This window comes from Leptospira jelokensis, assembly GCF_004769635.1.
Taxonomy (GTDB): domain Bacteria; phylum Spirochaetota; class Leptospiria; order Leptospirales; family Leptospiraceae; genus Leptospira_A; species Leptospira_A jelokensis.
Map to the genome: position 1 here is coordinate 45376 of NZ_RQGH01000008.1, position 26406 is coordinate 71781.

The window sequence follows — 26406 nt, forward strand, 5'->3', positions numbered from 1 at the left end:
GCTAGTTTGGGCTAAAAGAAAGACCAATAAATGTAATATCATCAGATTGTTCGCGGTTGCCACGAAACTGGGTCATTCTCTGGTCTAGGAGGGCGGGGAGTTCTTTTACCGATTTGTGAGCATTGTAATGCAAAAAGTCAATGAGGGTTTCTTCCCCAAAAATTTCATCGCGTTCACTAAAGGCTTCCGTGATCCCATCTGAATATAAATACAATTTGGTGCCGGGTAATAATTTAAGTTCTTGGACATGGTAATCGGTTTCCAAAATCCCAAGTACCCTTTGTGTTTTTGAATGCAATTTGATTTGGCCATCTGTGCGCATTTCGATGAGAGAAAGATGTCCTGCATTCACATATTTGAATACATTTTCTGTGGAATCAAAAATCCCTCCGAGTAAGGTCATAAATTCATTCCCCTTGTATCTCGCACGAAAGAAGCTATTGATTTCTCTGAACAATCCTTCGAGAGAAGTTCCATTACGGAGTTGTTCTCTTACAATTCCCTTAATTGCGCTCACTAAAAATCCAGTCCCTAATCCATGGCCGGCCACATCGCCTAACAGTACTATCATTTTTGTATTGGATATGGGAATGATATCCAAATAGTCACCAGAAATTCCAACGGCTGGTTTGGAGATATATCCGTAATCGATCCCTTTGATTTCACTTGGTAAAATTAAACGTAGAGTATTGTCGACTATAGAAGCTGTTTGGATATCCCTGACGATTTTTCGTTTTTGAATTTCATCTTCGAGTAAACTATAGTTTTCGAGTAACATACCTGAAATTTTCACAACTTCATTGATAAACTTTAATTCACCGATGGAAAAATATTTTTTATCCAATTTTTCCCCGATTAAGATCATTGCCTGAATATTCTTTTTGTTAGACGATGAGTCGTAGGCGGGGAAGGCCAATTGGATTTGTAATCCCTTTAGAAAATTATAAAGTGTTTCTCTTAAACCAATTCCATATTCTAAATGAGAGGTGACCGTCACTCGGTCCGTACTTTTGAAGTAGTTCCAAATTTCTGACTGAGGTGAGATTCTCATGAAATTGATATTCCTTAAGTCAGTATTGGCAAATTGGTCACCAGGGATCAGAATGATGATGTTGGATACATTTACAGTTTGTTTGACTGTATTATTGATCGTGAGAATGGTTTTTCTCATAGAAAGGGGGGACGACAATAAAGCTGTGATTTTGTTGATGCCAGCGCTAAGTTTTGGATTTTTTTCAAAGAACCAATAATCAAACAACTCCTTTACTTTAAGTTTGAGTGGGATCAAATACGCAGTGACTAAAAACAAAAAGATAAAATTAAACACCCATCGGTCTTTCAAGTAACGGATGGGAAATACATAATCTAATACAAAAATAAAACCAATGTATGTACCTAAAATGATACCAACTAATATTAATGTGACGAGACTAGGTGTGAAGATAACAAAAGAAGGAACAAAGGTGTAACGATAGGTTCCATAAAAAAAACTTAAAATAAAAAGTAAATAGGTTATGATAAAAAGTGAGCGATGGACATAAAACCAAGGATAACCATCAAAAAACAGAATACTTGTAGGAAGTGCCACATAAAGCCCTATTGATATCACGAGAACCAATCGTTTTAAAAGTGCTTCCTCTTGTGGTTTGGAACGAATGAGTTCAAAAACGTTTGCGATGATATTGATGGATCCAAACAGAACAGTGATTGCGTGTGCGACGATTGCAATACGTTCAATTAAGATCATGTCATATTTTTCTTGAGAAGCAATCATTGCCATAATGAACGAAATCAACACTTGTGGTAACAGCCACTTAGAATTGATTTCTTTTCCACGAAGGCGGTAAATCAAATGGTATTGGAGGAAACTTCCCAAATATAGAGTCAGGATGAATAAAAAAATAGAATTTTTAAATGCCAAAACAAAAACATTGGATAGGATGATGAGTCCAAAATTTAGAAAAAATCCAAAGATTAAGGCATCTCGAGTTGAGTAATAAAAATAAACTGCAATCGCTAAACTAAAAAAAGCTAAAAATAAATCAGAAAAAAATACTCCCAAAACATCCGTTTTACGAACATTTTTTAGTTTGAATTCTTCTTCATAGAAAGTCCCATCTGAATTTCGAATTTTTAAACGATACGTATCTATTTTGGATAAATCCTGGTTAGATTCAAAGTTTTCCAAATCGGAAGACTCGATGGCATTTCCCCAGTGGGTGCGATTTTCTTCACCAATATTAACGATAAGTCCTGATGGATAATAATAGAATGGAAGTCGTTTGGAACTGTTTTGCACTCCTAAAAAAGAAAAAAATAGGAGTAAAAAAAACAATAGTGATGAGAGGATTGTGATCGCAAGTTCTCTCATTTTAATTCTGACTCGATAAAATTAAATTTTAAAACAGGTTCACCGCGTTGTTGGATGATGATGGGTCCTTTGTCCATACTGATCATATTTTTCCAACCCATACTTGCGACGACTTCTTCAGAATTACGTAAGATTTTAAATTGTTTACCTTCTTGGATGATGTACAACTCAGAATAACCAATTTTTCCAATGATCATTTCATAGTTTTCTTTCCAGTCTAACTTTTGAAAGGTGGATTGAATTAAAGTTTTAATATCAGAAAATCCTTTTAATAATTTTAATCTGGATTGCGAGTACACAACTCCTAAAATATAAGAAAGTATGATTCCAATATGTTGGTAAGATTTTCCCGCATTCAGGATCACAAAAAACCAACTTCCGTCTTCCACTTGGAAAAATTCGATTAAATTCCGATTTGTGCGTTTGAAAGGTGTAATTTCCCATCCAATTAATTTTGGAATTGTACCGGTTTCTAGTAGGTTTTGCACTCGAACCGCATACTCTGCTTCTTTTTGGTATTTTTTGTTTTCTGAGATATGGTAAGAAAGAATATGATTATGAATCGTTAATGCCGATTGACCAGCTAACAAAGATAAACTGTGACTTGCATCAGAATTGGGAATATTGGATACAGCAATAAAACCAAACAATTTTTCGCGAAAGATAAATGGGTATATATAATTCGCGTGAAGTTCCATAAAGTCATTATTAATGTCTTCGTTTGAGAACGTATTCGCAACGGATGCCCCATTTCGATTTGCAAGTAAAAATGATTGGAAACTTGTTTTAACCAAAATGTCTTTGGTTGGGCTAAGTTTTTTTTGCCTCCCTCTAAAATAGGAGTGAAAGGCAAACGTTCCATTTTGTGTGAGGACGGCCATGGTCCCAGATTGGCTACCGGTAATTTTCACCATATCGGGGAATACATTTTTGATTAAGGCATCAAAGTTAAATCGTTTGATTGCCTGGCGATAGGATTCTGCATCTTCTGTCAGGTATTCCGACAAAAATTTTGTTCGAATCAAACGTGTGAGTCGTTCAATTAATGGAAGGTATAAAATCAAAGAAAAGGCACAGGTAAGTAAAAGTGCAAGTTCCAGGCGGTATGACATCGGTTCTGGAATCTGGGATAAGATAATAAAATAAGAAATATAAACGAATAAAATAAAAACAGTACGAGTGAATAAATTGGTTACAGAGAGTTTGAGTTGGTAACTCGACGGTAAAAAAAATTTAAACGTATTTTTTAATTTATGCGAAATCATGTTGTGTAGTAAGCATTTTCCTGAATGTAACCTTCAGTAAAATCACAACTCCAAAACGTTTTTTCGAACTTACCTGTATTTAATTTCACAAGAATATAAATTTCTTCATTGGATTTGAGATATTCGGCTAACTTTGATTTGGTTTCGTGATCTGCTCCTTTGACTGAAATTCCACCTAGTTGGATTTCTAAATTTTCATACGGTATTGGTTCATCAAAAACTTTCCCGATCGCCATAATGAATCGTCCCCAATTAGGATCCCCTCCGTAAATGGCAGTTTTTACTAGTGGTGAGTTGAGAATCGATTTTCCAATTTTTGTGACTTGGCTTTCGTCTCGACCGTGTTTCACGGTGAGTTCGATTAACTTACTTGCTCCTTCACCGTCTCTTGCAATTTTTTTGGAAAGTTCTGTTGCAATTTCTTTTAAATTGGATTCAAACAGTCCATCAGGGATCGTTCCTAGTTTTCCAGAACACATCAAAACAACAGTATCACTTGTCGATGTATCGGAATCAATTGTGATACAATTATAGGTTTGGTCTACCACTCGCTTGAGAATCCCTTTTAGGTCTTTTGATTCAGGTAGATAATCACATAGGATATACGACAACATGGTTGCCATGTTCGGTTCAATCATCCCCGCACCTTTCGCAATTCCAAACATCACTCCTTCGTTTCCGTTGTGATTGATTGTGCGGTAAGAAATTTTTTTCTTGGTGTCTGTGGTCATGATAGCCTCAGCCACTTCATCTAAATTTCCAGGTTTTAAATTTTCTTTGGCACTCGCACAAGCGTTTAAGATTTTTTCAATGGGAAGTGGAACTCCAATCACTCCGGTAGAAGATGGTAGGATATCTTCTTTTTTGATTTGTAATGATTTCGCCAATGATTCACAAATTTGGTAAGAATCTTGGATTCCCTTTTCTCCTGTTGCTACATTTGAGTTTTTGGAATTGATGACGATGGCTTGCAGAAAACCATCTTGGATGTGGTCTCGTCCGACATAGATAGGCGCCCCTGGGAAATTATTCCGTGTGAATACTGCTGCGGCATGGCAACGTACATCAGAATAAATCACTGCAAAATCCAAACTAGTATCTTTGATACCAATGTTTTTGCCAAAGGAGAAAAAACCCAAAGGATACTTCATAATTACCTACCGGATACCAATATTTTATCCGGGGACTTCTCTTACGAGAATCTATTTTTTAGGAAAAACAAAGGAGAAAATGGACCCACCCTTGGGGTTCGGAGATACAGAAACCTCACCGGAATGGAGCCTCGCAATGTGTTTCACAATGGAAAGCCCAAGTCCCGTGCCTCCTTCCTTTCGGGAACGATTTGTATCCACTCTAAAAAAACGTTCAAAGATCCTCTCTGCATCTTCCGCAGAAATTCCAATCCCTTGGTCAATCACTTGGATCAAATGATTTTCCTCTAAAGAACTCGCTTTTACAATCACACTAGAACCTTCCGGACTGTATGCGGATGCATTGGAAATCAAATTGACCAACAAATCTTCTAACAGCAATCGATCTGCCTTCACCTTTAAATCAATGGGTATGTCTAAGATCAAATTTTGTTTTTTCTGGGAATAAATCACTCCAAGGGATTCTGAAACATTTTTTACAAGTTCTGATAACGATACATCTGTCAGATTCAAAACGGTTTTGTGGCTTTCCAATCGAGAGACGGTCAACATATCTTCCACAATGCGAATGAGCCTTTCCGTATTCCTAAGGATGGCATCTAAAAACTTACGTTCATTGGAATCAGGATTTAGTTTTAATTTATATTCGAGTGTTTCCGCATAACCTTTAATAGATGTAATTGGGGTTTTCAATTCATGGGAAGCATTTTGAAAAAATTGTTCCCGAATCATTTGGTTTTGGCGGTCTTCTGTAATATCAGAAATCACACCAATATAAAGTTGGACCATTGCATCGGATTTAATTGGATAAATGCGTGCAGTGTAAAAATGGAGTCCATCTTGGAATTCGGTTTTACCTTCCTTTCCCGATTTAATTTTGTCGGTGATAAAATTTAATAATTCTTTGTTTTTGATGGAAGGGGCAAACTCTTTGAATTGGGAATTCTGTTCGATCAAAGTGTCAGCAATATTTCGATTTAAAAATAAAAACTTATGATTGCGATCGATTGCAAAAACACCTTCTTTTAAGTTTTGAAGTAAATAATTGAATTTTTCTTTTTCGACTGTTAAATCCAAAAATTGTACTTTTAGTCGTCTTGCCATTTCATTGATGGACGAAGCGAGTGTTGCCAACTCACGGATTTCAGGTGATGACAATTCTACACCAAAATCACCTGCATTAATTTCTTTGGTTTTTTTTTCGACAGTGGCGAGTGGATCTGTGATCCGCATGGCAATGTTTGTGGAAATATAGAAGGTACCAAAAATAGCAATGAGTACAAAGCTAAATAAAATGAGAGGGCGTACAGCAGGTACGACTAGGTCATAAATATAAAATACGCCGAGTGCAAGGGTGAGTAGTACCAGTAACAAACCCCAGTTGAGAAGGAGGAGAGTGGAAAAAAAACTACGCATCTCGGAATCGGTAACCGACTCCGCGAATGGTTTCGAGTCGTTCTTTTTCGGAGAGCAGTTTGTCTCTTAAGCGTTTGATATTGACATCCACAGTTCGATCGGTGACAAATACGTCTTTTCCCCAAATGCGGTCTAATAATTTGTCCCTAGAAAATGCAACACCAGGATTGCCAGCAAACAGTTGTAATAGTTTAAATTCAATTAAGGTTAAATCAATTTCTGTTCCTTCTACAAAAACTTTGTGCGCAGTTGGATTGATTTGGATTTTTCCCGTTGTGATTGTGCCTTGGACTTCTTGGTTTGGGTCAGTGGTCCTTCGAGTTACAGTTCTCACCCTTGCGACTAGTTCTCGAATGTTAAATGGTTTACGAATGTAATCATCGGCTCCGAGCTCAAGGCCTAAAACCACATCAGTTTCCCCAGTTTTTGCAGTCACCATAAGGATAGGGATTTGCGGGTATTTTTCTTTTATCCGTTTGCAAAGGTCCATACCACCGATGCCAGGCAACATTAAATCTAAGATAATTCCGTCAGGTAGGTTTTTTTCTAAACGAGGTAAAACTTCCATTCCATTATGGCAAACTTCGGTTTGGAAACCTTCCTCTTCCAAGTGGAATTGGATTAGGCCTGCAATGTCTTCTTCGTCATCTACAATCAATATTTTCATGAATATATTTCAAGTTAACATGGGTTCGTTACAAAAAGAATACAAAACCATGACAAAAAATCGATTCCTTTTTAATGACCAAGCATCTGGTTGATGTCTCGGATTGCTTTCCTTTGGCGGAGTAAAATCAAACCCAAAAATCCAGTGAACAATACAAATGCCAAGGTATACACCCAAAGTAATGATTTGAGTCGAGCTTGTTCTTTTTCGATGGCTTGGATTTCTTCCAGGTGGGAGATGAGGAAATAAAAATGATCTGCTTTCGGGTAAGATTTTTTCATTTCCATTCGGAGTTCTGATACCAATGTTTTGGAATCTTCTTTGGAAAGGGACTCTACCAATCGAATGGACTTGTCCAAATCCATATTCAAAAATTCTTCAGCGGAAGGTAAAACCTCAGCGGAAATGGAGGAAACAAAAAGGAAAACAAAAAAAACGAATATGACTTTCACGAATGATCAAACCTCTTCAAATCCAAGTTTCTCTTTCCATGCATTCAGAAAAGGAATTCTTGTATTGAGGAGTAAAAAGCCAAGTACGAGTGAATAAAAACAAAAGAATAAACTGGAACTGATGAGAAGTGGTAACAAATACAACGAGTCTGTGTCTTGTTTGATCGTAAAAAGCATGGTTCCAAACGGAATGAGTAAAAGCAAAAACGATACAAATAAGGAAGAAAATAAAAACTTTAAGGGTAAAATTTGCCCAAGGACACGGATCTTAATGATCGAAGGGGCCTCGGCATATTTGAGAAAGGGATCCACATCTCCAAATGAATCGGGAACCAATTTGTTTTTATCCTTCGATTTCATGTGACCACCATTTTCGTAAGAGTTCCTTGCCTCTTGAGATATGACTTTTGATGGTTCCCAGTTTGATATTGAGATCATTTGCTATTTCTTTTAAAGGTTTGTTTTCAAAATAATGCAATCGAATTGGTAACTGGTAGGACTTAGGAAGTTTACAGATGAGGGAATGTAAAATATGATGGGTTTCTTCTTTGTCTAACACTTCCACTGTGGAAGGTTTGGAATTGTCGGGAACAGTTGCGACATCTTCTGTCCAGTCAGCTTGGATATGGGATTTCTTTTTATTAACTTTTGTTATGTGAAATTTGGCAATTTGGAATAACCAAGTAGAAAATTGTGCCTCACCTCGGAATTGACTTAACGATTCATAGGCCTTTAGGAATACATCTTGTGTGAAATCCTCTGCCTCTTCTTTCGTTAAAAATGCCTTCCTTGCTTGAGAGTATACCATTCCTTCGTACCGTTTCATCAGTACTTCAAATTGAGACACATTGCCCCGTAAGACCAACTGGATGGAATTCCAGTCCTCATCGTTGCATTTCCGTTTGGTCTCTGTTACCTGTGTTGTTTGTAGAAGGTCAAGAGACCGAGTCCAATTGCGAATGGGATTAACCCTCCTAACATCGCCATAGAACGACCTAAGACGAGTATAAATACAAACGATAAGGCAAATCCAGTGAATGTCAACAAAAGACCAAGGAAAAATGAATACAATCTGATGTCAAAACTCCATGATTTGTACTGCCCGGATTGGATGAGGGCCATTTTTTGTTTATGCCACCACTGAAACAAAAAAAACAAAAATGTGGTACCAAAGATGATCCCAATATGGGGAACCAAATACAAAGCCAAACGATATGGATCTGAACCCCCTTGGTTTCGGATTTCTGTTAAAATTGTTAGGATCGTTTCATACTGCTCGGGTGTCATGAGACAGCTTCTCCAATTAAATTTGATGCGTAGGTGCTAAGGAGTGACATACCTTCTGTTTTATCACATTGGAAAATTTGTAAACCAATCTGTGTGGTATCATTCTCTCCTTTTTTTAGACTCCGCAAACTTCCAAAAAAAGTATATGGTGAAGAGTTGATTTTTAATTGGAACGATACAGGAGATCCAATGGGCCTTGCTTCTAAATTGGTGCCTTTGGGAAGGGTCATACCAATTCCTCGTCCATCCTGGCTAATGTCCCTAACGGGTGTTGTGCGAATCACAGTTTCCCAATCTTTAGCATAAGCAAATTCAAGTTGGAAAACAAATTCTTCTGCCTTTTGGTCCAAAAATGATAACAGTGGCCCTATGCCTTCTGGACCCTCAATATCAGATTGGAGGGAAACATTTCCTAAGTCGGGTAAATTGCTGATGATTTCAAAATAACCAAGTAATACTTTACCATTTGAAAAAAATGGAAAGATCAAAGTAGATTTTGTGTTACTTAGCAATAATGAATCTAAATAGGAGCGAACATATATCTCACTTAGTTTCTTAGGGCTATAAAACCCTCTGTCGGTATAAAAAATTCTGCGATTCGCATCACGTACGTAATACGGAGCTTTTGATGTAGCCAAAGCTTCCATGAGTTGGGTGTCTGCTGCATAATAAAACCCAATTTGAACTTTTTTGATAAAGTATCCGAAATTGGTTAAAACTTGTTCCAAGTGGACTTGCCATTGGTTCAAAGCCTGGTTGATGATTGATGTTTTCCCATAAATAGAAATGACGGTTCCCAAATCGGCTGTTTGTGCCATTTGCACTTCATAGGCGGCGATGTCTTCGATGGCAGCTCGTTTGGCAGATCGTTCCAGCGGTTCGATCAAAATTTCGTAAACTTGGAGTAAATCATCTTGGTAGGGGTTCACAGGTTTTACCCGGAGTTCCACTCGATTTTCTTTTAGAACACAGACCAGAGATTTGGGTTTGGAAACCAATGGTTCTGTGGTTTCAATTGTGATATGGACTGATTTTAAGATATCGTTGACGGCAACGGGATTGGTTAATGTGATCTTTTGTTTGGTGTCACGGTCCTGCAGAACAGTGGTGGTGAGTTTGGAAACGATCCCTAAAAGTGTCCGTTGGTCGGTCAGTCTGTATTTTTTCATGGTCTAAGCAATATGATACGTAAAATTCTAATTTTCGCCATAGTTTTTCCATCCTTTTTGCCACTTCTGGCAGAAAAACCAAAGTACCAGTATTTTGGTAAAGCCTATGACCTTTCCACTGGAAAGTACATGTATTCGGACAATCATAAAGAATATTATAATAATGGAAAGCACACTCACTCCGAAATCCAGTACAAGGATGCAAATGGGAAAGTGTTTGGTTCCAAACACATTGAGTTTGACCAAAACCCAGAAGTCCCCACTTTCAAAACTGTGGATGAGAGGGATGGGTATACGGAAGGTGCCGATGTAAAAGGGAAATCTGTCCGCCTTTTTTTCAAAAGGAAAAAAGAAGATCCACTTTCCGAAAAGACCTACACACCAAAATCTCCAGCCGTACTCGATGGTGGATTTGATTATTTTGTAAGGAACCACTGGGACGAATTGGCAAATGGGACGAGGCTCTCCTTTCATTTTATCGCACCAGTACAGTTAGATGATTATAAATTTGCGGTCTTAAAAATCAAAGATGGAGAATGGAAGGGAAGGCAAGCACTCTATTTACGTTTGGAAATTGATAACTTTGTTTTGAAACAAGTCGTAAAACCATTTTTACTGGTGTATGATGTGCAAACACGACGTATTTTGCAATTTGAAGGACTCTCCAATATCAATGATGAAAATGGAAAAAGTTTAAAAGTCAAAATTGTTTACGATTACCCAAAGGAAGTTTTGGAACCTTGACAAAAAGGAGTTTTGCACAATTTTTCAAAAACCCACGAGAGTGGAGGGAAGACTTAGTTGCCGTTGGTGGTGACTTTTCCGTTGAGCGTTTGTTATATGCATATACTCATGGAATTTTCCCTTGGTCAGAAGATCCAATCCGTTGGTATTGCCTTGACCCTCGTGCGATTTTTGATTTGAATCGAGTCCATTTTTCAAAAACCGTATTACGAAAGGTAAAACAAAATCGTTTTCGTGTCAGCTTCAATGAAGCCTTTCCCATTGTCATGCAAGCGTGTGCGTATCGTGAAAAAGATAATACTTGGATCACACCCGGTTTCATTGAAGGGTATAAGGAACTACACAAACAAGGTTGGGCCCACTCCATAGAAGTATGGAATTCGGAAAATGTTTTGGTGGGTGGGGTGTATGGAGTGGCGATTGGAAAGTTTTTTGCAGGGGAGAGTATGTTTTCCTTTGAGTCAGATGCGGGAAAAGTTGCCCTTTACCATCTATTTGCGAAACTAAGAGAATCTGATTTTGTCTTATTTGACACCCAACAACTCAATCATGTGACTTGGCAATTGGGTGCTTATGAAATTCCAAAAATATCTTATCTAAACCGATTGGAAAAAGCGGTGGCAGAACCAACCCCTTGGGTCATTCCACTTTCACACGACTGATTTCATCCAACTCCACCTTCCAAAGTTTTTGGACCTCTCCCGTAATGGATTCCCATTCTTTTTCTCCAATCATCGGTGCTTTGTAAGGATCATATTGGGGATGGTCTTCAAAAAATTTCTCTAACGCGAGCTTTTCCATCGTAGTTCTAAGAATTTCCGCTTCTTGGATTTCCGTCTCTGGATTCTTCTCCCCTTGGATGAAAAATGGCTTCGATAGACTGAGTGAAAGCCGATGGAAGTGGTGTAAACCGAGAGCATAACCAATTCGCAACATCACCAAACTTTGGTATTCTAAACTTACTTTCCTGTATTCCTTTGCATCGTTGAATGTAAGTGCCGAATTGCTTCCATAAGTGATGTGAACTTCGTTCTGATTGTCCTTGTCCAAACCGATTTCAAAACGTTTGTACTCACTCCCTAAAATTTTAGGTAGAACCATTTGTGAAAACTGTGAAATGTTAGCTTGGTTCTTATCGCGTAAGGAAGTGATCTCCTCTTTTGTGATCGTATTCGGTCTGCAATTCGAAACCAATACAAGAGTGATGATCAATTTGAGAACTAGATTCATCTTAATTTTGTTTTGACTTGATTTTGGCAAATTCAACATCAATTCTTCCCGTTAACATTTTAAAGTACATGATCCAATCGGAAATAAAGGAATAAAATGGATATGTAAAGGTTGCGGGGCGATTCTTTTCGATGAAAAAATGGCCTATCCATGCGAAAAAGTACCCACTAACAAGTGCCAAACCCAAAATATAAAATTTACCCGAAGCGATAAACCCCAAGATACAACCAAGGGCAAGGCTTGAGCCAATAAAATGTAAGGCACGATTGATTGGATGACTGTGTTCTTCTAAGTAAAATGGGAAAAAATCTTTGAGAGTTTTGTATTTCTTTTCCATGGTTTGGTTCCTTTCACTAAACGATAGTCGATCTTTTCAGTTTGCCAACTCAAAAATCATTCTAAATATTAGAGTTTGTCCCTAGATTTTGAATCTATATTCGAGAATTCAGATATGATTTTAAAATAGAGTTGCACGTTAGTGGGTAAAAACTAATGTGCATTAACATTTAGAATCTAACAGAGAGTTAAATTTAGCAGGAAAGCAGGAGATTGTATGAAACCTAAATCGATTAAACCGGATGAGCTGAACAAGATTTTTTCCGAATTAAAAAAAGGAGATGAGTCTGCTATCGGAAGTTATTTGGTAAAAGGAGTTCGACTTCAAATCAGTAAGTACAATTTATCAGGTGCCGAACGAGTCCAATTGTTATACAAACGAAGAAGGGCACAAGGAATGTGCATTGTATGCGGAAAAAAAGTCACAAAGAAAAATCCATCTACAGATCAACTTTACAGACTCTGTGAAGAACACCGTAATAAAATTGATAAAGGTTCTAAATAACCTAATCCTTGGTAGAGTTTCCCGCCTTTCGTAGCGGGAGCTCACTCCAAACCTTTTCTTTTTCCCCTTCGGTCATCCTAGACCAATTCCCGATCTCTTCCAAGGTACGGAAACACCCGGCACAAAGCCCTGATTCGGGGTCCATCATACAAATTTTGGTACACGGTGAGTTTCGAGACATAGACCTGAAAATAGTAAATTTTTATAAATTTTCCTAAGCAAGTTTGGGAATCCGTCGATCCTACCCATAAGGGAAAAGGAATTCGCATGTTGGATTGGGTTGAATCACTTAGAAGTTTATTTACTACAGAAATAGACTGTTACAAGCGCCTTTTGGAGTTGGAAGGCAAAAAAAGAGCGGCCATCCATGTTGCGGACGGCAAAACTCTCGAGTCCCTTGTGAAAGAAAGTTACCATATCATGGTGGAAGCATCGGAACTCGAAAGGATTCGGATGAAAACCATTGAAGATGTCTATGAAAAAGAAAAGTTCCAAAAAGATGAATCTTCCATCACACTCACTCATTTTTTAAACCATATGGACCGTGAGTCCAATTTTAAACTCAAAACCTTTGCTTTGGAACTCAAGAAGGTCGTTTCTGACTTAAAAGATGCCATCATCACAAACGAAAAACTTCTTAGGACGAGAAAGGAATTTTTGCAAGCAACTGTAGACTCACTACAAGAGTTATCTCGTGAGAAAGTGTATACATCACACAAACAACCAACAAGGCGTGGGCAGAGCCAAAAAGGCGCGATCATTTTGAACGCGACTGCCTAGGAGAATCGTATGGGATCAACATTCCAAGGTATAGAAATCGGAAAACGAGGACTTTCGGTCCACCAACAAGCGATCCAAACCACAGGTCATAATATTTCCAATGCGGATAACAAACATTATGCGCGTCAAAGAGTTGTCATGAATAGTATGGATCCCATTTATGATCCAGCATTTAATCGTGCAGAAGTGCCTGGCCAAATTGGTCAAGGTGTCAAAATTTCTGAAATCGAAAGGGTTCGTGACAACTTCATTGATGACCGTATCATTGATTCCTCATCTTTAAAAGAGTATTGGGGCAAAAAAAATGATTATTTGTACCAAGTAGAAACCGTTTTTAATGAACCCACTGGAACTACACTCCGTTCCATGATGGACCAGTTTTGGTCTTCTTGGGAAGACCTTTCTAATTACCCAGAAGAAACAGCCCACCGCGCTGTGGTGCAAGAAAAAGCAGAAGCGCTTGGATCACGGATGGAAGATGTTTATCGAAAACTTTCCCTTTTACGTGACCAATCCAACCGTGAGATTGAAGCTAAGGTCAATCACCTCAACACGGTTGCGGAGAACATCAAATCTCTGAATGAAAAAATAACCAAGTCACAAGCATTAGGTGACAATCCCAATGACCTTTTAGACCGAAGGGATGAACTGTTACAAGAACTTGCTGGCATGGCAGATATCACCATTGGTCGTAGTGATGATGATGAACTTATGGTTTTCATTGGCCAACAAATCCTCATCCAAGGACAAAAGGTTCACAAAATTGATTTGGTTGGAAATCCAAATAACGATGGTTTACTCGATCTAAAATGGTCAAATACTGGTGACACGGTTCTGCTTCGTCAGGGAAGTATCCAAGCTTTGTATGAAATCAGAGACCGTATCCTTGTTGAAAAAATCAATGCTGTGGATGCTCTCGCCATCAATGCGATGGATGTCATCAACGAAATCCACAAAGATGGATTTGGCCTCAATGGCAAAACCAATGTGAACTTCTTTGAAGCAAGGGCCCTTGCCACAAATACTTTCGGGGAAATTGATACCGACGGTGACGGATTAAATGATAAAACTGCAGTGTTCCGTGTGACAGGTCGCACCTCGCTCGATCCTGATCGTCCGATTGGAATTTCAGGGACCATGCGATTTTTAAAAGCAAGTCCTGGAGGGGAAACTGAAATTTTAGTTCCTTACTCCAAGGATGATACCTTAAATGCAGTCATCAAACGAATCAATCGTTCGGAAACAGGTGTTGTTGCTTACATGTCGCATGACAACCAGTTGGCGCTAAAAGCAACAACAAACCCTCACGATAAAAAAGAAAACTTTATGATCCGCCATCTAGAGGATTCTGGCGAACTCCTTGTTGGACTCACAGGGATTTTAACTGCTTCTGGTGTATCTGGATCATTTGATTATCGTAAGATTGGTGAGATCAATAAATTCCAATCCAATGCCCAAGACATCACTCTCACGCCGATGTACCATCCATCTTCTTTTTTTAAAATGTCGGAAGATGTAAGGAATAACCCAGCAAACATTGCAGCCGCTCGTGGTAAGGATGTGAATGGTTCGGGTGATTACAATTCACCTAACGGCCAAAAGGATGGGTCCAATGCCCTCCTCATCGCTGCTGCCCTTCGTGAAAAGCCAGTGATGTTTGATTATTCCAAAACAACGGATGATTTTTACAACTCACTCATCTCAAGGCTTGGAACTGAGGCACGGGAAGCGAAACAAGAATATACCACTCAGAATGAATTGATGGTTGAGTTGGAAAATATGCGCCAATCCGTAATGGGTGTAAACTTAGATGAGGAGATGGCCAATATGGTTCAGTTCCAACAATCTTATAATGCATCCGCTCGGATGATTTCAACACTCAATGAAATGTTAGATACCATCATCAATAGGTTAGGTGTATAATCATGATCAGAATCACTAACATGATGCAAAACAATTCCTTGGTGCGGAACTTAAACCGCCACCAAGTGGCAATGGATGAAACCCAAACCCAATTGGGAACTGGATTAAAAATCCGAAAACCTTCAGATGATCCGGGTGCGGCCACAAACCAAATGTACTTTCGGTCACGGCTGAACGAACTTTCTCAGTACGAAGAAAACATTGGGGACGGATACCAAAGGCTCCAACAGGTTGATGGTGTCCTTGATAAAATGGGTGAAATTTTCCAACGTGTACGTGTTTTGACAGTACAAGCAGGGAATGGAATTTACCAAGGGGACAAAGGTTTTGAACTTGAAGTAGCCATTGGAAAAGAAATTGACCAACATTTAAGAGCAATCGTAGACCTTGCAAACGCTCGTGATGCGACAGGGCAACCCTTGTTTGGTGGCCATGTGATTGAAAGGCCTCCGTTTGAACCAATTGAATCAAAAATCAAAGGACTACAAGGCCTCGAACTCAAAAACCAATATGTTGGTGTGGAATACCGTGGTGATATTGGGGAACAACTCCGTGAAATCGAAAAAGGTGAATACATCCCCATCACCATTCCAGGAAATAAAGTATTTTGGGGGACAAACGTCAGTGTGACTTCCAAAGTGGATAACTCTGCCTACCAAGCGACATCCGACCAAAAGTTCAAAATTGATGGAGTGGAAATCCATATCTCAGTCGGAGATACCATTGATGATGTGATCGATAAAATCAACAATGCTCCTTTGGAAGTGAAAGCAAGTAAACTTGCACAAGATAATATTTCAATCTCATCCACGGCCCCTCACCAAATTTGGTTGGAAGATGTGGATGGTGGGACTGTTTTGCGTGACATTGGACTCATTGAACCAAGTGCAAGCGAACCACCTAACAATTTTTCTAAATCAGCAACCGTCACTGGACTCTCCGTATTTGATGTCCTCATCCAACTCCGAAATGACCTCATCCAAAAAGACCAAGAACGAATTGGTGGAAGGGATTTGGGTGATTTGGATTTGGCATTGGAAAACATATTACGCCACCGATCTACGATTGGTGCTCGTATGAATCGTTTGGAACAACATGAAGAAAGAGTTTCTTATGATAAAATGTATATGACGGAACTTCTTGCGAAAAATGAAGGCATCGATTTTCCAGAAACGATCATGAACATGAAGTGGTTAGAAACTATCCATAGTTATGCGCTAAATGTTGGATCAAAAATCATCAAACCAACTTTGATGGATTTCCTTAGGTAATTAAGGCAGAATGACAGGCACATTAGAAAGATTAGAAACAACAGGAACTAGAATGTCGGTAACGATTCATACAAAACCTTTCGGAACCATCCAAGTGGATTCAAAACAAATTCTAAAATTCCCACAAGGGTTACTTGGATTTGAAGAATTTGATGAATATGCATTGATTGAAGAAAGTGCAGAAAGTCCATTTAAATGGTTGCAGTCTACAAAAGAATCAGGGCTTGCATTCATCGTGATCCAACCTGAACTCTTTATGAATCATTACAAACCAGCAATCAGTGATGAAGAGTTACATGATATCGGACTTACTAGTTGGAAGGATGGAATCATTTTTTTAATTGTAACAATTCCTCATGATAATCCAAAAGGGATGACGGCCAATTTACAAGGTCCAATCATACTCAATGGAAAAGAAGGAAAAGGAAAACAATGTATTTCCCGCGATGAAAATCATCCAATACGCAAAAATATCATTGAGTCTATGGAAGAAATGTCTTCCGAAAAGGTTTAACTCGTGTTAGTTTTAGCAAGGAGAAGTAACCAATCTATAATGATCGGTGATGATATTGAAATCGTCATTGTTGATATCAAAGGAGATCAAGTTAAGATTGGTGTTAAGGCTCCTAAAAATGTTTCTGTCCATCGAGCAGAAGTTTACAAAGAAATCCAAGAAGAGAACAAAAAAGCAGCTGGTGCAAATATCAAACCAGAAGATTTAGGTAAGTTGGGAGACTTATTCAAAAAGAAAACTTAACTTGATCTTTCTCTGAATCCAAAATTCTCTGGAGACAACCTCCAGGGAGTAAATCCATCTCTTGAAACGTAAAATATTAGTTTGGCTTTTGCCTTTAATCGTTGTTTGGTTCCAGCGATTGATTGGCCTCACATCTCGGTTTCGTATCCTTAAAAACGAACGATACGAAGAATTATTTCAAAACAAAAAACCATACATCTATTCCATTTGGCACACGAATGTATTGTATTCCCCTTATTTACATCGAAAGAAAAACGTCGCTGTTTTGATTTCTGAATCAAAAGACGGAGATTATATCAACGAAGTTGTACATCGATTTGGCAATACAAGTATACGGGGTAGTAGTTCCAAAGGTGGATCCAAGGCACTAAAAGCAGTCATCCAACATTTAAAAAAAGGTTTGCCCGCAGCCTTCACGCCTGATGGTCCCAGAGGGCCAGCTTTCATTGTACAACCTGGGATCATCGCAGCGGCCCAAGTGACACAAGTTCCCATTGTTCCCTTCCATTATGAATGTAGCAGGCAGTGGATTTTAGAAAGGGCCTGGGACAAACATAGAGTCCCCAAACCCTTTACAACTTTTGTTGTCTCTTATGGAGAGCCAATCTATGTCCCTCGTGAATTGAGTGATGTGGAATTTGAAAAAATGCGATTGAAAGTCGAAGAGGCTATGTTACAAAATCGGGACAGGGCGATTGGAGAAGCCAAACGAATTCATACAGGAGATTCCAAATGACAGCAGTATTTGAAGATAAAGTCATCGTCACAACAGAGAAAACAAAATACGAAACCAAAATTACGAAAGGCAAACACCAGTGGATTGCCGATGAACCAGCGGATAAAGAAGGAACGGATTTGGGTCCGATGCCAACGGAATTACTTGCTTCGTCCTTGGGTGCTTGTACTTCGATTACTGTGCGTATGTATGCCGACCGAAAAGGGTATGCTTTGGATTCCGTATCTGTAAAGGTAACAATCGATAAACGATCACCGGAAGATCATAAATTCATTCGCGAAGTGGAACTCAAAGGGAATTTAAAACCAGAAGAAAGAGAAAGATTGCATTCGGTCGCCAATGCCTGCCCCGTTCATAAACTCCTTTCTGGTAAAATTGAAATTGAAACTCTATTACTGCCATAAACAGAACTTCGAAACAGATCCACACTCATTCTACTAGGAATCAAATGCAATCTGTTTCAATGAATGTTTTTACACCCATAAAGGGATGACAGTAGCAGAGCCACCAGACCATTCGATTTTGGTGTGGAAATGTTTTCCTTCTCTGATCCTTGGGACCTTGGCTCCATTCACATAAAAAGTCCCACCAGTGTATTCATGGGTTTCTCGTTCTTTTGTTTTGCTGATGGAATGGTGCATATGACCCGAGAGAACAAGTGGAACTTTTTTCCCAATGGATTTGGCATAGGAAACCGCTTCCGTTAGATCGATGTCCCCCCAATCCCCACCATCTTTTTTAAACTCTGCACCATATATGGAATTTTTGGCACTACCGAGCCCAAAAGGTCCGTTATGCGATAAGAATATAATGTTTTTTTCTTTGGTTCCATCGATGAGTCTTTTGTATTTTTCAATTGATGTTTCCATATTGGAAACCATATACGTCTTTTTCATGTTAGGCGAAAAGCTAAGCCCTCCACCCATTGCATGAGGACGCCCAACAAGGAGAGATACATCAAACTCTTGTGACAAAACTACAGAACTGTAACCTAGGATGGTGATGGGTTTGACTCGTTCCGAAAGTTTGCGTAACCTTCTGCTTTGGCCCCATTGGCCAGATTGGATGAGAACTTTTGATTGGATGATCTCACCAATTACAGATGTAAGGCTTGTCCCATCCCAATTCCCTGGAATCATGTACGAACGTTTGGTGAGGCCTTGGAAGGAAACCTTACCCAATTTTGGATTTCCCCTTAGGTCACCAGTGAAAAATAAAAAATCATAATCGGAGTCATTAAAATACTCGATGTCTTTTTGGTTCCAATACCCGTGGATGTCTCCGATCAGAGCAAATTTCATTTTCTGAATCCTTAATTTTTGTTCCGAATGCTTTCCAAGGAAGAACGGATCAACATTTCTGATTTGCCACCAACGCGGATGAATGCAGGTGGTTTCCCAATTGGAGCTGGCACTTGGATCTTTCGGTTCCCTTCGTAAGTTGTACCGGTCCAAAAATGAGTCCATTTGCCACGAGGCAGGTACACCTCTTGGACGATTTCGTTGGACTCCACAACCGGTGCGACAAGTAAGTCATCACCAAGAAAAAATTGGTATTTGTAATTTAGGAGAGTTTTGTCCTCGGGTTCCACAATGGCATTGTGTCTCACAACAGGTAAACCTGTTTTTGATGCTTCTTCCACCAAACTTTGGATATATGGTTTGAGTGCGAAATGGATCCTTGCAATTTTTGCAAACAGTTGGACTGTATCTTCATCTCCCAGAGATTTTGTACCATCCGGTTTTGTGTACGTATACACTTGCCAGTTTTTTAATGGCCGGTTGCCTTCATGTGTTCGGAACACCGGAGTAAACGCAGAAGTTTCCGCCCATCTGAGTAAAAGTTCTTTGGTTCGATGGTAGTTTTTTAATGGATTGGAGATTGTTGTGTAACCACCAATATCGCTATGGTTTAACGCATAACCACTGATACCCGATGTTGTGAGCCCGACAATGGAAGAGGGAAGGCCATCATTGGTACCAAAACTTACCATTTGGTCCCCTTCCCAAAAGAGAGTGGAATGGGCATTGGAATAACTGTACCCAGCTCTCGTAAAAAATACAATTTTTCCTTCCATTCCTGCTTCTTTGATTGCTTCACGATTGATCCTTGCCCAATCCACAGGGTAACGGTTGTGGTAAACCTTTGCGTCCACACCAGAATGGAGTTTTGCATCATAAGGCAACCACTCACCGAAGTCAGCCATCCATCCGGAAAGACCCATTCCAATTAAATTCTTTTTGATAAGATCCTTTGTCCATTTCACCGCCGCAGGGTTTGTTAGGTCGATCAGGTAAGCTGGAAAACCAACGGTTTGGATGAGGTAGTCTTCTCCTTTTCCATTTTTGACAAGGTATCCTTTTGTTTTGGCTTCTGTAAGCAGTGGGTTTGTAAAATCATCACCAGGTTTTTTCGGATCTGTATCAGCCAAAAACGAATTGATATAACCTAATACTTGTACGTTCTGATCGTTCATTGATTTTACAAATTTTTTAAAATCAGGGTATAATGATTCATCTGCATACCAACGCCATTTGAGTTGGTCCCCGAAATTGGTAACACGTCTACCACACCAATCTTGGATCCAAAGGGCAGTGACTGGGTTACCTGCATCTTTTGCTTGTTTGACGATGGTTGTTACTTTTTCAGAACCACCTTGTACCCCGAGCCAAGTTCCATAAGCCCAATCTGGGAGTTTTGGAAATCTTCCTGTTTTTTTCGTATAGGTTTCAATGAGAGATTTTGCTGAACTTCCGATCCAAAGAGTACCTGTGATTGATTTTTCCGATTGGAAGTCCCAAAACTCTACCTTTGTTTTTTTAGCGTCACTGAAGTCAAACTTCGCATAACCGCTGTTTTCAAAAAAGACAGATCGGTTTTCAGATGTGATGTAGTGGGGGATAGGAGCATAAGTTGTGTAGGCATTTCCACCGGCACCTGCAAGCAAATTGGCACCAGCTGTGATGGGTTGGTCACCTCGTCCAATGCCTTGTTCTTCCGTGAAAAAAAATGGTTTTTTGCCTTTGAATTCATCATAGGTGAATTGTTCTCCAAGGCCAAAAATCTTTTCTTCAGGGTGGGAGCCATAGATGAATTGGATCCGGTTCAAAGTTTCATCTGCAATTGTGATTTTAAATTCAATTTCTGTATCAGATTTTGAGGAGAATGTTACTTGGTAATTGCTATCACAATTTTTACCAGATAGTTTGCCAAGAATTGTGATTTTCCCAATTTCTTTTTTGATCGAATCAATGGATTGATGGGAACAAGTGCGTTTGGTTGATTCTTCAAACTTAAATGAGGCCATTCTGTATTTGGAGACAGTTTCCACTTCGGAAACAGTGAGGAATGGTTCGCTTAACGAAAGTTCAATGAAATTTCGATCAAAGGATGTGTTTTTTAATTTTAACTCATTTGGTGTTTGGATCCATTGGATTTGTTTTGAGACGGAAAAAGTTTCTTCAGGAATGGGAACAGGGGATAGAACATGTGAGGCACATTCTAAAAATAAAAACAAAGAACAAAGGGATAAAAAACGAAAAACCATCGGATCCTCCAAGAGCGAGAGCTTAGTGAACCGATGGTCTTTGGATTCGTAAATCTTTTTTTAGACTTTCTTGCGATCGACTCCGCCCACTCGCGGAGCGCCTGCCGCTGCTCCTTGTTTGGCACCAAAGACAGCCACTGCTTGTTTTGGTAAGTTGGATTTCCTCCATTCAAACCAAGAACCTTGGTATGTGGTCACATCAATGTAACCAGCTTCTCGTAACATCAGAGCTAGTAAACAAGACCGGGCACCGTTGTAATCATAAATCACAGTAGGCCTTTCTGGCATAAATGGAAAACCGTTGAGGCGTTTTTTGAAAAGAGAACGTTCGATGAGATTGGCTTCGCCATCATACAAATTCCTCCAATCCCAAAGGAATGCTCCTGGCAAACGGCCACAGAGTGTCCCTTCTTCAGGTGCAGTCAGGCGAGGGAGTCGGCCTTCGTATTCGTCCATGGTCCTTGCATCAAAGATTTGGAGTTTGGTAAGGTTCCGTTCCATAAAGGCTTTGTCGACAACACCTTCAATTGGTTTTGCCTTGTCTGCAATGGGAGGTTCGATTTTGAGTTCCCCTTTTGCTTTTTTCCCTTCCACAGGCCATTTTTTACCTAGTACGTATGCGTCTTTGATCCCCATCCCTCGGAGTAAATAGACCATCCGTGTGGAAAACATCCCCATCCCTTCATCAAAAACGATGATCCGTGTTTTTTTGGATTTTTGAAACTCTTGTATCACTGCCGCCATAGGGCCGTACAATTTTTTTTGGGATTCTGGGTCAGAGCCGAATGCTTTTTTGATGAATGGATAGTAATAAGCACCTTCTAATGTTTCTTCTTCATATGCTGATTGGGAACGACAATCGATGAGGAAGTCACCAGGTTCTATTTCGGTTTTAAGAAAGTTCCAGTTCAAAAAAGTATTCTCCTATTTCTTACATTACTTTTCCCCCCCTCGAATTTTTGAAAGTCTGAAAACCAAAAAAAAAATTCAAAGCTGGGTCGGGACATAATGAGAAGAGAAATCAATGGATCGAGAGTTGATTCTATGGGGTAGGGAAGCCGATACTTAAGACAGTCGGTAATCCATGAATTGGCAACTTTCTATCATCTCAACTGTGATTTTCATTCTATTTTCGTTGGCCAATCTATTCGCTGACAAAATTCCATTGGAACAGTCTTTGCCTTCATTGAAGGAAGATGTTTCTCAATGGAAACAGGGTAAGATTTCTCGTGAATTCCAACGGAAGATTCGAAATGGATCCCGGTATCTGGTCAATGATGGCAATTGTGAACTCGAACTTGCTTCTAAAATATCCACAGTCACATACTACCGGCTCAGTTGCCAAGAAACGAATGAACCAAGTTTCATCGAATTTTTATCCCAAAAAAAGAATCAAATCAACCAAAATGAATTTCGTTTAAAGTCTGTTCAGCGAATCGGAAAAAAACAATTCATCGAGATCCAAACTGGTAATTTGTTTTCTAATGCAAAAGAAACAAACGAGGGAAAACAAAATACAGATGATACTGATTTGGATTACCCACAAAAAAAAGTAAACCAAACAGGATTTCAGAATCGAAAACCATCCATCCAAACAAAACCAATTCAGAATCCAAATTTGTTTTATTTCCAATCCATAGCTGAAAATCCCAAAAGGCGAAAAGAAGTACCTTCCAATTTAGAAGTTTTTTTTGATCCGTCTTGTCCTCTAGAATTTATCGAAAAGGACCAAAGTTTTTATTGGGACCAAACAGTTTCTTATGTTTTTCGCATCACATGCGTTAAGGATTCTGTGTATCGATTGATCCGTGTCCCATCAACCAATTCCGGAGAACTTATGGTTTCCAATACAATTTGGAAAAACCCAGGGCCGGGTGAAAGAGTGTTAGGTAAAGCAGTGTTGAAAAAAATTTCAGAAACTCAAATCATTTGGGAGAAAGTCATTCTATATTATGAATAAATTCATATTTACTTTATTAATTGTACTCTTTTGGAGTGATTCCATTTTTTCGCAAGGGGAAGTAGAACCAGCTGTGGATTCTATTTTTCGATCTGTGGTTCTCATACGAAACGAAGGATTTAACACAGAAAATAAAACCCAACCATGGATGAAAAAAAACCTTTATACTGGTTTTGGTTCAGGTCTTGTTTTACCCAACCAAACTATATTGACTAACGCCCATGTGGTTCGGGATGCAAAACGAATTTTGGTAAAGAGTAGTTTTACCAAAAAAGAATACTTAGCAGATGTTAAATTTATAGGTTATGATTGTGATTTGGCTTTATTACAAGTCAATGATCCAGATTTTTCGGAGCAAACCACTTCGTTATCCTTTTTAGAAGGGATTCCCAATTTAGGATCGGATGTATTGTTACTTGGATTTCCTAATGGGAATGATAGTTTATCTGTAGAAAAAGGATCAATTTTACGTTTTGAAAAAAATAGATACACCTATTCTGGGTTAGATTATCGAAATGTATTAAAAATCTCTGCCAATATCCAACCAGGAAATTCAGGTGGTCCCGCAGTTCAAAATGGTAAAGTAGTGGGGCTTGTGTTTCAAATTAGCACATTGGAACAAGGAATCGCTTATCTAATCTCTAATGATATCATTCGGCATTTTTTAGAAGATATCAATGATGGAAAGTATGATGGATTTCCAAACATAGGTTTCACATTCCAAAACGGAAATCCCAAAAGTTTAAAACAAGCAATGAAGGTTCCTTCTGGTGAAACTGGAATTTTTGTGAATCGGATTTACCCTTCCTCTACGTTTTCTAAGGTTTTAAAGGAAAAAGATTTTGTAACCGCATTCGATGGGATACGAATTTCGAATGATGGCGAATTGACTTTGTCGAATAAAAAAGAATTTATCATCGATTGGATTGAAGACAAACAATTGAATTCAAAAGTTACAATCACCTACTTCCGCGCTGGGAAGGAAAACCAAGCCGAAGTTAACTTACAAAAAAATTATGCTTTGGAACTCTATCGCGATGGATCCGATGATTATTTCCTACAAGCTGGATTTGTGTTCCAACCAATTACCAGGTCTTTTTTCCATTCAGAGGATGGCGATTTGGACAGCTCTTTACAATACCATTACAGTTATTTTATCCAAGACCTTCTCTATCGTTACACAACAAGAGATATTGTACTCAGTTATACCTTTAATGATCCAGAAACTTCAAAGTACAAAAAATACAAATACAAAGTTGTTGAATCCATTAACAGTCGTGTTCCAAAAGATTTAAATGAGTTTAAGTCAATTTGGAAGGAAAACAAACGTGGAATGATTGTCATCAAATTTCGGGGAATGGATTTGCCAATTGTCCTTCGACCAGAATCCACATACCAAATGAACCAAAGAGTGAAAAAAAGATATGGTGCCAATTATGAAGAACTTTAAAACAATTATTTTTGTTACTTTTTTCCTATGCACATATACTTTTTTGAATGCAGAAGAGTTTGAAGACAAACGTGTCATAGAATCGAGAGTTACATTTCAAAAGATTAGCCACCAAAACCCTTGGTTAGTTGGTGAACCTTTTACCCGAAAACTCAATATCATCCATTTGGGTAAGGGACTCTTTTTTGGTGTTACACTCTCGAAACAAAATCCAGTGTATGCAGAATTTGAATCCTTTGATTATTCTGTCCCAAAACTTTCGATTAAGGCATATGATGGGGAAACAGGTTTTTTGTTATTAGAATCAACAGGTATGAATAAATTACCAAAACCTGTTGGATTGGATTTAAAACAGACCGCCAAACATTGCCCAAGTGGAAAATCTAAATATGTTTATTTACCTTTTTCCAAAACTCCAATCAAAGTATTCCTTTTGGATCAGAAAAAAACAGAGGAATCCGATTTTTTCTTCAAAAATCAATTGTTATGCGGAATCACAATCTCTGATTTTTTAATTCCAACAGACTATGTAGAATTGTTTTTGCGATCTGGTGGGAAGTCCTTTCCACATCCTGGTTTTCTATTTGATGTCAATTTAACACCTTCGGAAAAAGAGTATTATTCTAAATCCTTTCCAAATCCACTCCTCGTGACGGAAGTGGTTCCCGGTGTTGGACCCGCTTACAATTTGTTCCCTGGAGATTTGGTCACAATGATCAATTCTTTTTCACTTACCAAAGTGGATGATTGGGATCGAGCAGATAAAATTTTTGATTTGGTGTTAAGAAAGTCAGACGGTCGTTTGCGTGAATTAGGTGAAACTGTCCAACTAAAACTCTATCGAAATTTTCAAAATCTTTCCGTTTCTTACGATTTACGTGCGTATGATTCGAATGATTTTTTAATTCCAGAAGAAGCCAAAAACCGAAGGCCATTGTATTTGATTGTAGGTGGGTTTTTCTTTACCGAACTATCCAATGCCTACCTCAAAGAATTTGGGTCTGAGTATAGAGTGAAATCAGAAAAAAAATTGGTTTATCTCTCGGATTATTACCAGAAAAAAGTCCATCCTGTGCGGGAAAAAATTGTGATCCTCAGCCGTGTTTTCCCCCTAGAAGGTAACCTAGGATACCAAGACTTTCAGGATTTGGTTTTAGAGAAGGTCAACGGAACTCGAATCAGTTCGCTTAGCCAATTAAAAACTCTTTTGCAATCCGAACAAAACAGTTATTTTGCATTTGAGATGTCAGGCGGCAAAATTGCCTTTTTTACCAAAAGGGAAATTTTAGATCTCCAACAAGAATTACAATCCACATACAAATTAGGTCGTTCTTACAACCTAGAAGAGTAATTTTTAAAAAGAGATTTACAATTGTTAACGCTTAGGGA

The 26406-nt window shown here is 38.8% G+C and carries 29 protein-coding genes; 13 read left to right on the top strand and 16 right to left on the bottom strand.

Features of this window, described 5'->3' with window-relative positions:
• Position 1: 1 nt before the first annotated feature.
• The 10 genes from EHQ62_RS02600 to EHQ62_RS02645 form a co-directional block, all read right to left on the bottom strand.
• Entirely contained in the window at positions 2 to 2371 is a 2370-nt protein-coding gene (locus EHQ62_RS02600; protein WP_135640703.1) for a SpoIIE family protein phosphatase, read from the bottom strand.
• The gene (locus tag EHQ62_RS02605) at positions 2368 to 3636 is read right to left on the bottom strand and encodes a hypothetical protein (RefSeq protein WP_135640704.1); all 1269 of its coding nucleotides are present in this window, start codon (positions 3634 to 3636) and stop codon (positions 2368 to 2370) included. The genes EHQ62_RS02600 and EHQ62_RS02605 overlap by 4 nt, the downstream gene beginning before the upstream one ends.
• Positions 3633 to 4787: a bifunctional glutamate N-acetyltransferase/amino-acid acetyltransferase ArgJ gene (argJ, locus tag EHQ62_RS02610; RefSeq protein WP_135640705.1), complete on the bottom strand. Its 1155-nt coding sequence runs from the start codon at positions 4785 to 4787 to the stop codon at positions 3633 to 3635. The genes EHQ62_RS02605 and argJ overlap by 4 nt, the downstream gene beginning before the upstream one ends.
• 51 nt (positions 4788 to 4838) lie before the next feature.
• Complete coding sequence (locus EHQ62_RS02615; RefSeq protein WP_135640706.1) at positions 4839 to 6203, bottom strand: HAMP domain-containing sensor histidine kinase; 1365 nt, start codon at positions 6201 to 6203, stop codon at positions 4839 to 4841.
• On the bottom strand, positions 6196 to 6870 hold the full coding sequence (locus EHQ62_RS02620) for a response regulator (protein WP_015676633.1): 675 nt from the start codon (positions 6868 to 6870) through the stop codon (positions 6196 to 6198). Before EHQ62_RS02620 ends, EHQ62_RS02615 begins: the two co-directional genes overlap by 8 nt.
• Before the next feature lie 71 nt (positions 6871 to 6941).
• A complete protein-coding gene (locus tag EHQ62_RS02625; protein WP_135640707.1) occupies positions 6942 to 7322 on the bottom strand; it encodes an FxsA family protein in 381 nt (126 codons plus the stop codon).
• 6 nt (positions 7323 to 7328) lie between these two features.
• Entirely contained in the window at positions 7329 to 7682 is a 354-nt protein-coding gene (locus EHQ62_RS02630) for a hypothetical protein (protein WP_135640708.1), read from the bottom strand.
• Entirely contained in the window at positions 7666 to 8187 is a 522-nt protein-coding gene (locus EHQ62_RS02635; RefSeq protein ID WP_279638321.1) for an RNA polymerase sigma factor, read from the bottom strand. The genes EHQ62_RS02630 and EHQ62_RS02635 overlap by 17 nt, the downstream gene beginning before the upstream one ends.
• Positions 8188 to 8234: 47 nt before the next feature.
• Positions 8235 to 8609 carry a hypothetical protein gene (locus EHQ62_RS02640; RefSeq protein ID WP_135640710.1) on the bottom strand — a complete coding sequence of 125 codons (375 nt, stop codon included), beginning with the start codon at positions 8607 to 8609 and terminating at the stop codon, positions 8235 to 8237.
• On the bottom strand, positions 8606 to 9778 hold the full coding sequence (locus tag EHQ62_RS02645; RefSeq protein ID WP_135640711.1) for a hypothetical protein: 1173 nt from the start codon (positions 9776 to 9778) through the stop codon (positions 8606 to 8608). Before EHQ62_RS02645 ends, EHQ62_RS02640 begins: the two co-directional genes overlap by 4 nt.
• 12 nt (positions 9779 to 9790) lie before the next feature.
• Here EHQ62_RS02645 and EHQ62_RS02650 point away from each other — a divergent pair, with 12 nt between their 5' ends.
• Positions 9791 to 10522, top strand: a complete 732-nt coding sequence (locus EHQ62_RS02650; RefSeq protein WP_135640712.1) for a hypothetical protein — start codon at positions 9791 to 9793, stop codon at positions 10520 to 10522.
• On the top strand, positions 10519 to 11184 hold the full coding sequence (gene aat, locus EHQ62_RS02655; protein ID WP_135640713.1) for a leucyl/phenylalanyl-tRNA--protein transferase: 666 nt from the start codon (positions 10519 to 10521) through the stop codon (positions 11182 to 11184). Before EHQ62_RS02650 ends, aat begins: the two co-directional genes overlap by 4 nt.
• On the opposite strand, the gene EHQ62_RS02660 is transcribed toward aat, so the two are convergent.
• Both EHQ62_RS02660 and EHQ62_RS02665 read right to left on the bottom strand, forming a co-directional pair.
• Positions 11162 to 11752, bottom strand: coding sequence for a hypothetical protein (locus EHQ62_RS02660; protein ID WP_135640714.1), 591 nt, complete (start codon positions 11750 to 11752; stop codon positions 11162 to 11164). The two genes, aat and EHQ62_RS02660, sit on opposite strands and share 23 nt — an antisense overlap.
• 1 nt (position 11753) lies before the next feature.
• Entirely contained in the window at positions 11754 to 12089 is a 336-nt protein-coding gene (locus EHQ62_RS02665; RefSeq protein ID WP_135640715.1) for an Mpo1-like protein, read from the bottom strand.
• Positions 12090 to 12305: 216 nt separating this feature from the next.
• Here EHQ62_RS02665 and EHQ62_RS02670 point away from each other — a divergent pair, with 216 nt between their 5' ends.
• Positions 12306 to 12593, top strand: coding sequence for an LIC10235 family protein (locus tag EHQ62_RS02670; protein ID WP_135633002.1), 288 nt, complete (start codon positions 12306 to 12308; stop codon positions 12591 to 12593).
• Position 12594: 1 nt separating this feature from the next.
• On the opposite strand, the gene EHQ62_RS02675 is transcribed toward EHQ62_RS02670, so the two are convergent.
• The gene (locus tag EHQ62_RS02675; RefSeq protein WP_135640716.1) at positions 12595 to 12774 is read right to left on the bottom strand and encodes a DUF1289 domain-containing protein; all 180 of its coding nucleotides are present in this window, start codon (positions 12772 to 12774) and stop codon (positions 12595 to 12597) included.
• Between the two features lie 86 nt (positions 12775 to 12860).
• On the opposite strand from EHQ62_RS02675, the gene flgN reads away from it, so the two are divergent.
• From flgN to EHQ62_RS02710, 7 genes are all read left to right on the top strand, one after another.
• Positions 12861 to 13373, top strand: coding sequence for a flagellar export chaperone FlgN (gene flgN / locus EHQ62_RS02680; protein WP_135640717.1), 513 nt, complete (start codon positions 12861 to 12863; stop codon positions 13371 to 13373).
• A 9-nt stretch (positions 13374 to 13382) separates the two neighbouring features.
• A complete protein-coding gene (flgK, locus tag EHQ62_RS02685) occupies positions 13383 to 15296 on the top strand; it encodes a flagellar hook-associated protein FlgK (protein WP_135640718.1) in 1914 nt (637 codons plus the stop codon).
• 5 nt (positions 15297 to 15301) lie between these two features.
• Positions 15302 to 16567, top strand: coding sequence for a flagellar hook-associated protein 3 (locus tag EHQ62_RS02690; RefSeq protein WP_244147691.1), 1266 nt, complete (start codon positions 15302 to 15304; stop codon positions 16565 to 16567).
• A gap of 52 nt (positions 16568 to 16619) precedes the next feature.
• Complete coding sequence (gene fliW, locus EHQ62_RS02695; RefSeq protein WP_174705089.1) at positions 16620 to 17081, top strand: flagellar assembly protein FliW; 462 nt, start codon at positions 16620 to 16622, stop codon at positions 17079 to 17081.
• A 3-nt stretch (positions 17082 to 17084) separates the two neighbouring features.
• Entirely contained in the window at positions 17085 to 17324 is a 240-nt protein-coding gene (gene csrA / locus EHQ62_RS02700; RefSeq protein ID WP_083901971.1) for a carbon storage regulator CsrA, read from the top strand.
• A 61-nt stretch (positions 17325 to 17385) separates the two neighbouring features.
• A complete protein-coding gene (locus EHQ62_RS02705) occupies positions 17386 to 18060 on the top strand; it encodes a lysophospholipid acyltransferase family protein (RefSeq protein WP_135640719.1) in 675 nt (224 codons plus the stop codon).
• The gene (locus tag EHQ62_RS02710; RefSeq protein ID WP_135640720.1) at positions 18057 to 18464 is read left to right on the top strand and encodes an OsmC family protein; all 408 of its coding nucleotides are present in this window, start codon (positions 18057 to 18059) and stop codon (positions 18462 to 18464) included. The genes EHQ62_RS02705 and EHQ62_RS02710 overlap by 4 nt, the downstream gene beginning before the upstream one ends.
• A gap of 69 nt (positions 18465 to 18533) precedes the next feature.
• Here EHQ62_RS02710 and EHQ62_RS02715 read toward each other — a convergent pair whose 3' ends face one another.
• Genes EHQ62_RS02715 through EHQ62_RS02725 form a run of 3 tightly spaced genes read right to left on the bottom strand, consistent with a single transcriptional unit; the run spans position 18534 to position 22519 of the window.
• Positions 18534 to 19361: a metallophosphoesterase gene (locus EHQ62_RS02715; protein ID WP_135640721.1), complete on the bottom strand. Its 828-nt coding sequence runs from the start codon at positions 19359 to 19361 to the stop codon at positions 18534 to 18536.
• An 11-nt stretch (positions 19362 to 19372) separates the two neighbouring features.
• Complete coding sequence (locus tag EHQ62_RS02720; RefSeq protein ID WP_135640722.1) at positions 19373 to 21607, bottom strand: alpha-glucosidase; 2235 nt, start codon at positions 21605 to 21607, stop codon at positions 19373 to 19375.
• Between the two features lie 60 nt (positions 21608 to 21667).
• On the bottom strand, positions 21668 to 22519 hold the full coding sequence (locus EHQ62_RS02725; protein WP_135640723.1) for a sulfurtransferase: 852 nt from the start codon (positions 22517 to 22519) through the stop codon (positions 21668 to 21670).
• Between the two features lie 172 nt (positions 22520 to 22691).
• Between EHQ62_RS02725 and EHQ62_RS02730 the strand changes: the two genes are divergently transcribed.
• Genes EHQ62_RS02730 through EHQ62_RS02740 form a run of 3 tightly spaced genes read left to right on the top strand, consistent with a single transcriptional unit; the run spans position 22692 to position 26368 of the window.
• Positions 22692 to 23567: an LIC11113 family protein gene (locus EHQ62_RS02730; RefSeq protein WP_135640724.1), complete on the top strand. Its 876-nt coding sequence runs from the start codon at positions 22692 to 22694 to the stop codon at positions 23565 to 23567.
• The gene (locus EHQ62_RS02735; RefSeq protein WP_135640725.1) at positions 23560 to 25017 is read left to right on the top strand and encodes a S1C family serine protease; all 1458 of its coding nucleotides are present in this window, start codon (positions 23560 to 23562) and stop codon (positions 25015 to 25017) included. The genes EHQ62_RS02730 and EHQ62_RS02735 overlap by 8 nt, the downstream gene beginning before the upstream one ends.
• Positions 25004 to 26368: a PDZ domain-containing protein gene (locus tag EHQ62_RS02740; RefSeq protein WP_135640726.1), complete on the top strand. Its 1365-nt coding sequence runs from the start codon at positions 25004 to 25006 to the stop codon at positions 26366 to 26368. Before EHQ62_RS02735 ends, EHQ62_RS02740 begins: the two co-directional genes overlap by 14 nt.
• Positions 26369 to 26406: the final 38 nt, after the last annotated feature.